This window comes from Ruegeria sp. HKCCSA071 (assembly GCF_017872555.1).
Classification (GTDB): Bacteria; Pseudomonadota; Alphaproteobacteria; order Rhodobacterales; family Rhodobacteraceae; genus Ruegeria.
In genome coordinates this window covers 149,469-157,291 of the sequence record NZ_JAEDOX010000006.1, presented here as the reverse complement: position 1 = coordinate 157,291, position 7,823 = coordinate 149,469, and the positions used below count along the sequence as shown (strand labels likewise).

Here is a 7,823-nt window from a genome sequence, read left to right as displayed (position 1 = left end):
GCCGAAGTCGAAGCCCGCGTCCGCGCCCAGGTCGCTGACCTCTGCAACCGTTTCCCCATATACCCAAACCTGTAAGCCGAAAGGTCCCAACCATGAGCTTTCATCCAATTGAACAAGCCCCCGCCCGCCTGAACCGCAGCGAGCTTGCCGTGCCCGGCAGCCAGCCCGGAATGTTTGAGAAGGCCGCGAAATCGGACGTGGATGTCATCTTCCTCGATCTGGAAGACGCTGTTGCGCCCGATGAAAAGGAACAGGCGCGCAGGAATATCATTCAGGCGCTGAACGATATCGACTGGGGCAACAAGACCATGTCGGTGCGGATCAATGGTCTGGACACCCATTACATGTATCGGGACGTCGTGGATGTTGTCGAACAGGCGGGCCAGCGTCTGGACCTGATCATGATCCCCAAGGTCGGGACAGCTGCAGATGTGTACGCGGTCGACATGCTGGTGACCCAGATCGAAGACGCCAAGGGATACAAGAAACGGATCGGGTTCGAACACATCATCGAAACCGCGCTTGGTATGCAGAATGTCAGCGCGATCGCGGCGGCATCAAAGCGCAATGAAAGCCTTCATTTTGGTGTCGCGGATTATGCCGCCTCGACCCGGGCGCGAACCACAATCATCGGGGGCGTGAACCCGGACTATTCGGTACTGACCGACCCGGATGCCGACGGAGGCCGCCTGACCCACTGGGGCGACATGTGGCACTACGCCCTTGCTCGCATGGTGGTTGCGGCGCGCGCCAACGGGCTGCGTCCGATTGATGGGCCGTTCGGAGATTTTCAGGACCCCGAAGGCTATAAGGCCGCGGCCAAACGCGCCGCTGTTTTGGGGTGCGAGGGGAAATGGGCCATCCACCCCAGCCAGATCGCACTTGCCAACGAGGTGATGTCGCCCTCGGATGCCGAAGTCACCAAGGCACGGCGCATTCTGGTCGCGATGGCCGAGGCCGAGGCGGATGGAATGGGCGCCGTTTCACTGGATGGTCGTCTGATCGACTATGCCTCGATCCGTCAGGCCGAAGTTCTGGTCGAAAAGGCAAGCCAGATCGCCGCAGCCTGAACGCCCGCACCAAACCTGAGCTGCGTGGGCGCATTGTCCACGCATATTCTCTGGCGCTTTGACGGGTGGACCACGGCGCTAACGTAAATCGCCACGACAAAAGCGCGGTTTGTTTCCGAGTTCGACACCTGAATCCGGCTTCCCGCCAGTCCCGGCTTATCGCCCCGACAGGTTTCCGTTCCGAAATGCGGTCGGCGTCTGACCGAACTCGGCCTTGAACGCACGCGTCATGGCGCTGGCATTTTCGTATCCACAGCGCCCCGCGATCTCGGCGATGGATTGTTCCGTATCCTCGGTCAGATTGCGTGCGCGGTTCAGGCGCAGACGCCGGTACAGCGCATGCGGAGTTGTTTTCAGTTCCGCCTGAACACGCGTTTCAAGCCGTTTTTGCGAACACCCGATTTTCCGGGCCACACTCCGGACTGACAGCGGTGCTTCAAGATGCGCCTGCATGACAGTCAGCGCGCGATTGACCAGCGTGTCCTCGGATTTCAGAGGCAGGTCATAATGGCCGCGCCCGTTCCGGCTCATGAACAGGTGCTCGACCTCCATCGCCAGCAGCGGGCCGTGATCCCGGCGGATCAGGGTCAAGGCCAGATCAAAGGCGGCCATGGCCCCGGAACAGGTCAGCCGGTTGCCATCGATGACAAACCGTTCCTGCACGGCCTCCACCGCCGGAAACCTTTCCTCGAACCGCGAAAACTCGTCCCAATGAATGGTCGCCCTGTGGTCATCCAGCAATCCCGCGCTGGCCAGCAGCCAGCTTCCCGTGTCCAGCCCGGCCAGGTGCTTGTGTTTCTTGGCCGCTGCCAGCACGGCACGCATGGTCGACCGCGTATCCAGCTTCAGGTATCCATATGACGGCATGACAACAAGAAAATCCCCCTGTTGATCGCCGATGGCCCCGTTCGGGGTCACGACAAGGCCGCTGGAGCTTTGAACAGGGTTGCCGTCAAGCGAACAGAAGCGCCATGCATATAACGCCTGCCGCGACAGGGTGTTTGCCGCCCGCAACGGTTCGACCATGTTCGCAAGGCAATGGTTCGAGAACCCGTCGAACAAAAGGACATTGTACTGCTGCGATAATATTTTCGAACTCGGCATGAAAATGATCTATCTCTGCATGTCGCGACCATGAGCGATGGCGTTTGGTTGGTCAACCACCGATCCAGGGAACACGCGCCATGCAGTTTGGTCTGACAGAAGAACAGGACATGATCGTCTCGACGGTCCGCAGCTTTGTAGAAAAAGAAATCTACCCGCATGAAGACGCGGTGGAACGCAGCGGAACGGTCCCGCCGGAGCTTGGCAACGAGATCAAGCAGAAATGTATCGATCTGGGGTTCTATGCCTGCAACTTCCCCGAAGAAGTGGGCGGCGCGGGCCTGTCGCATCTGGATTTTACACTGGTCGAGCGTGAACTGGGCCGTGGGTCGATGGCGCTGACGCATTTCTTTGGCCGCCCGCAAAACATCCTCATGGCCTGCAACGACGAACAGCGCGAACGCTATCTGCTGCCCGCAGTGCGCGGGGAGAAGATGGACGCGCTGGCGATGACTGAACCGGATGCCGGATCGGACGTGCGCGGCATGAAATGTCAGGCGGTGCGCGACGGTGGCGACTGGGTCGTCAACGGATCGAAACACTTCATCTCGGGCGCCGAACACGCGGATTTCTTCATTGTCTTCGTTGCCACCGGCGTGGATGAGACCCCCAAAGGCCCCAAAAAACGCATCACCACCTTCCTAGTGGATCGCGGCACACCGGGCTTTGAAGTGCGCGACGGCTACAGATCCGTCAGCCACAGGGGCTATAAAAACTGTATCCTGTATTTCGACAATTGCCGCCTGTCCGATGCGCAGGTTCTGGGCGAGGTCGATGGCGGTTTTGCGGTGATGAACGAATGGCTCTACGCGACCCGGCTGACGGTTGCGGCCTTCTCGGTCGGGCGCGCGCGGCGCTGCTTTGACTATGCGCTGAATTACGCCGCCGAGCGCAAGCAATTCGGCCAGCCCATCGGCAAGTTTCAGGGCGTCGGCTTCCAGATCGCCGACATGATTACCGAGATTGACGCCGCCGACTGGCTGACCCTTGCCGCCGCTTGGCGTCTGGATCAGAACCTGCCCGCAAACCGCGAGATCGCCTCGGCCAAGCTCTATGCCTCCGAGGCATTGGCGCGGGTCACCGACACGACGCTGCAAATCTTCGGCGGCATGGGCCTGATGGATGATTTCCCGATAGAACGGTTTTGGCGCGACGCCCGGGTCGAACGGATCTGGGACGGCACCAGCGAGATTCAGCGCCACATCATCAGCCGCGATCTTCTGCGTCCGCTGGGCGCCTGACCATGACCAAAGACCTGACCCGGCTGCTGCGCCCGAAAAGCATCGCTGTCATTGGCGGCGGTGCATGGTGCCAACAGGTTATTCTGCAATCCGAACGCATGGGATATGCCGGTCAGATCTGGCCGGTCCACCCCAAGGCTTCGGACATTGCAGGCCACAAGGTTTATGGCCATATCGAAGACCTGCCCAATGCACCTGACGCGGTTTTTATCGGCATCAACCGCCATGCCACGATTGAAGCGGTTCAAGTCCTGTCCAGCATGGGTGCAGGTGGCGCTGTCTGCTTCGCCTCGGGCTTTTCCGAGGCCGTGGCCGAGGACGACACCGGCGGGGATTTGCAGGATCAACTGATCGCCGCGGCCGGTGACATGCCCATTCTGGGCCCGAACTGCTATGGCTTCATCAACGCGCTGGACGGGGCATTGTTGTGGCCGGATCAGCACGGGGTTATGCCCGTCGACAAGGGCGTGGCGATCCTGACGCAAAGCTCGAACATCTCGATCAACCTGACCATGCAGAAACGCGGGTTGCCGATTGCCTATATGGTGACCTGCGGAAATATGGCTCAGACCAGTCAGGCGCAGATCGCCTCGGCCCTGATCGATGACCCGCGCGTGACTGCCGTGGGCCTGCATATCGAAGGCTTCAAGAACATCCGTGAGTGGGAGGCGCTGGCCGCCAAAGCCCATGCAAAGGGCGTCCCGCTGGTTGCCCTCAAGGTCGGCGCATCGGAACAGGCGCAGGCGGCAACAGTTTCCCATACCGCGTCGCTGGCGGGCAGCGATGCCGGGGCGCAGGCGCTGCTTGACCGGCTTGGCATTCCACGCCTTCCGGCACTGCCCGACTTCCTTGAAACACTCAAACTGCTGCACTGCTACGGACCGCTGCCGGGGGGCAACATCGCCTCGATCAGCTGTTCGGGGGGCGAGGCGAGCCTGATTGCCGATATGGCTGTCGGCACGGGGCTGCAATTTCCAAGGCTGAACGATGAAAAACTGACACGCCTGCGTGACGCGCTCGGGCCCATGGTCGCGCTGAACAACCCGCTGGATTATCACACCTATATCTGGCGTGACGAGCTGGCGATGACGCGGGCCTGGTCGGGCATGACGGGCGACGATATCGACATGACATTCTCGATCGTCGACTACCCGACCACCGACTCTACCGATTGGGCCTGCGCAACGCAGGCAGCGCTGAACGTACGGGCAGAAACCGGTGCCCGGTTTGCGATTGTCGCCACCTTGCCGGAACTTTTGCCGGAAGACATCGCACAACAGCTGATGGCCGGGGGTGTTGTGCCCTTCATGGGCCTGCGCGAGGCGCTGTCTGCGACCCGCGCCGCAGGGCAGGTCAAGGCCCCATCCGCTGCGCCCGTATTGCAACCGGGCATGATGGAACCAACCCAAATCCTGACCGAAGGCGCCTCGAAGGCGGCGCTGGCGGAATGCGGCCTGCGCATCCCGCAAAACCGGACGGTGCGGGGCGCGGAAGCTGCCCGTGCCGCAGCGGACCAGATGGAAGGCCCCTTTGCCGTCAAAGGTGTCGGGCTTGCGCATAAATCCGAACACAGCGCCGTTCGGCTGGGCATCCGGGCCCAGGACGTCGCGGCTGTCACGGCTGATATCGGCACCGAAGACATCCTGATCGAGGAGATGGTCACCGGACCCGTTGCCGAGCTTCTGATTGGCGTGGTGCGTGACCCTGCGCATGGGTTTGTTCTGACCCTTGGGGCAGGGGGCGTGCTGACCGAACTGCTGCGCGATACGGTATCCTTGCTGGTGCCCAGCCCGCCCGAAGACGTCCGCTCCGCCCTTAGCCAATTGAAGATCGCCCCGCTGCTGGCGGGCTATCGCGGTCAACCGGCGGCTGATATGGATGCGATTGTTGCCGCGGTCGAGGCCGTTCAGACCTATGTCATGCAAAATGCCGACACGCTTGGCGAGGTCGAGATTAACCCGCTCCTGTGCACGCCGGACAAGGCCGTTGCCGTGGACGCCCTGATAAGAAAGGCCTGAAACATGGACCCGATCAAAACCCGCCGCGATGGCTCGATCCTCGAGGTTACGCTGGACCGCCCCAAGGCAAACGCGATTGATCTGATCACCAGCCGCAGAATGGGCGAAGTCTTTGCTGAATTCCGCGACGACCCGGACCTGCGCGTGGCCATCCTGACCGGTGCGGGCGAAAAATTCTTTTGCCCCGGCTGGGATCTGAAAGCTGCCGCCGACGGCGACGCGGTGGACGGAGATTACGGCGTCGGCGGGTTCGGAGGCCTGCAAGAGCTGCGCGATCTGAACAAGCCCGTGATTGCCGCCGTCAACGGTATCGCCTGCGGCGGCGGGCTAGAGTTGGCCTTGTCAGCAGACATGATCCTTGCAGCTGACCACGCCACGTTTGCCTTGCCGGAAATCCGCTCGGGCACCGTTGCGGATGCTGCCAGCGTCAAACTGCCCAAGCGCATCCCCTATCACATCGCGATGGAAATGCTGCTGACAGGCCGCTGGTTTGATGCCGAAGAAGCCAACCGCTGGGGGTTGGTGAACGAAATTGTCGCCGCTGATCAGCTGATGGACCGCGCGTGGGACCTTGCCCGCCTGCTGGCGTCAGGGCCACCGCTGGTCTACGCGGCCATCAAAGAGATCGTGCGCGATGCCGAAGACGCCAAGTTTCAGGACGCCATGAACCGCATCACCAAGCGGCAACTGCGCAGCGTGGATGTCCTCTATTCCAGCGAGGACCAGCTTGAAGGCGCGCGTGCATTTGCTGAAAAACGTGATCCGGTCTGGAAAGGCAAATAATAACGCGGTGTGTTTGTCGCGCGGATCCGGTAAATTTCCCATTTACTGATCCGCGTCACAGGTGCACAGTTGGGTATGCCTTATTTCGAACGAAAACCATACGTTAGCACGCCGCTTCCGGTCAGCCCGATCGCTCCGCAGCCGGATGCGCAACCGATCTCGGATATCGCCCGCCGCGTGCTTGGGGCTGAACGGGACACGCAACAGCCGCTTGAGGGGCCATTTGCGTGCCGCAAAACCTGCCACCCCGGCGGCACCGCGACCATATTGCTGTCCTTTGATGCGCCAAGTGGCGGCGGGCCTGTCGCACTACAGTTCGAACCGGGTGACCTGATCAACCGGAACGGCGACACTCTTCCGGCAAACCGGGTCAATGTTGTCCCCCCGCAAATCCAGTTAAACCCCGGCGAGTCAACAGATGTTGCCGTCATTGTAACCGTGCCGGATCTTGCCGATCCCGGCGAATATCACGGCCGGATCGCCTGCACAGGCACAGTGCAAACCTCGATCATCGTGATGTATGAGGTGGTGGGCGCTCAAACCTGACGGGTTACGAGATAGTCCATGAAATGACCCAGAAACGCGCGCGGCACTTCTTCGGTGGCCGCAAAAACCTGCGCAAACTCCTGACGGGCCGAGGCCAGAAGGTCATTGGCCGCGTCCTGTGCATATCTGATGCAGCCATAGTGATCCATGCGATCCAGAACCCAGCTGACATCCTGCGTCGAGCGGTTGTCACGCGGGTTTGACAGCATCTCCGACAGGCGCGCTTTTTCGGGCTCATCCGCCTGCAAGCTAAGCCGCCCCAGCATCAGCGTGCGTTTGCCTTCGTAAATGTCCCCGCCGATCTCTTTGCCATATTTGTCCTGCGAGCCCACGAGGTTCAGAACATCATCCTGTATCTGAAACGCGGCCCCCAGAAAAAACCCAAACGCGTTGAAATCGTCCAGATTAAGCGCGCCTGACGCCACATCATGTGGCCGGGCAATCAGCGCCCCGATGCGCATGGGGTGAATGAAACTGTACCAGCAGGTCTTTTTCAGACACATCGTCAGATAATCCGATGCATCCACGTTCAGCCGGTTGTCCCGTATCCAGCCAAGCTCCAGCGCCTGACCTTCAATGGACTGCTGCAAAAGGTGATCGAACTCGTCCACCACGCGTATACCCGTTTCAGGGCCCAGCGGCCCAAGGTTCTGGCGCAACAGGCGCAGGGCCAGCGATTGCATCCCGTCGCCGGTATTGATCGCCAGAGGAACCCCAAGCCGCTTGTGCATACATTCGCGCCCGCGCCTGAAATCGCTTTGATCCTCGATATCGTCATGGATCAGAAATGCGTTGTGCAGCAGTTCAAGAACGGCGGCAGACACCCGTGCGTTTTCGCTGTCACCGCCGAAAGCCTCGCAGGTGGCCAGCAACAGCGCGGGCCGCAACCCCTTGCCCGAGGTTTCGATGTAATCCCGCATCGGCCCGTACAGATAAGCCTGCGGCTCGCCCGTCGGCAACAGCTGCAAAAGCGTCTCTCGGGCGCGATCCCCGTATGAGGTCAACGTTTTCAGAAAATCCTGCTGTGCCGCAGGATCCAGATGTGCTGTGCCAGTGGCCAC

General features: G+C 60.8%; 7 protein-coding genes. 5 read left to right on the top strand and 2 right to left on the bottom strand.

Annotated elements, in window-relative coordinates; genetic code table 11:
- Positions 1-92 precede the first annotated feature (92 nt).
- Positions 93-1,070 carry a CoA ester lyase gene (locus I9188_RS13640; protein WP_209507016.1) on the top strand — a complete coding sequence of 326 codons (978 nt, stop codon included), beginning with the start codon at positions 93-95 and terminating at the stop codon, positions 1,068-1,070.
- Between the two features lie 156 nt (positions 1,071-1,226).
- Here I9188_RS13640 and I9188_RS13635 read toward each other — a convergent pair whose 3' ends face one another.
- Positions 1,227-2,174 (bottom strand): helix-turn-helix domain-containing protein, encoded by a 948-nt coding sequence (locus tag I9188_RS13635; RefSeq protein ID WP_209507017.1) that lies wholly within the window; start codon positions 2,172-2,174, stop codon positions 1,227-1,229.
- 80 nt (positions 2,175-2,254) lie between these two features.
- On the opposite strand from I9188_RS13635, the gene I9188_RS13630 reads away from it, so the two are divergent.
- The 4 genes from I9188_RS13630 (at position 2,255) to I9188_RS13615 (ending at position 6,762) form a co-directional block, all read left to right on the top strand.
- Positions 2,255-3,415, top strand: coding sequence for an acyl-CoA dehydrogenase family protein (locus tag I9188_RS13630; protein ID WP_209507018.1), 1,161 nt, complete (start codon positions 2,255-2,257; stop codon positions 3,413-3,415).
- 2 nt (positions 3,416-3,417) lie between these two features.
- Positions 3,418-5,433: an acetate--CoA ligase family protein gene (locus I9188_RS13625; RefSeq protein ID WP_209507019.1), complete on the top strand. Its 2,016-nt coding sequence runs from the start codon at positions 3,418-3,420 to the stop codon at positions 5,431-5,433.
- A 3-nt stretch (positions 5,434-5,436) separates the two neighbouring features.
- On the top strand, positions 5,437-6,216 hold the full coding sequence (locus I9188_RS13620; protein WP_209507020.1) for a carnitinyl-CoA dehydratase: 780 nt from the start codon (positions 5,437-5,439) through the stop codon (positions 6,214-6,216).
- A gap of 75 nt (positions 6,217-6,291) precedes the next feature.
- Positions 6,292-6,762, top strand: coding sequence for a hypothetical protein (locus I9188_RS13615; protein WP_209507021.1), 471 nt, complete (start codon positions 6,292-6,294; stop codon positions 6,760-6,762).
- On the opposite strand, the gene I9188_RS13610 is transcribed toward I9188_RS13615, so the two are convergent.
- Positions 6,753-7,823: a polyprenyl synthetase family protein gene (locus I9188_RS13610; protein ID WP_209507022.1), complete on the bottom strand. Its 1,071-nt coding sequence runs from the start codon at positions 7,821-7,823 to the stop codon at positions 6,753-6,755. The two genes, I9188_RS13615 and I9188_RS13610, sit on opposite strands and share 10 nt — an antisense overlap.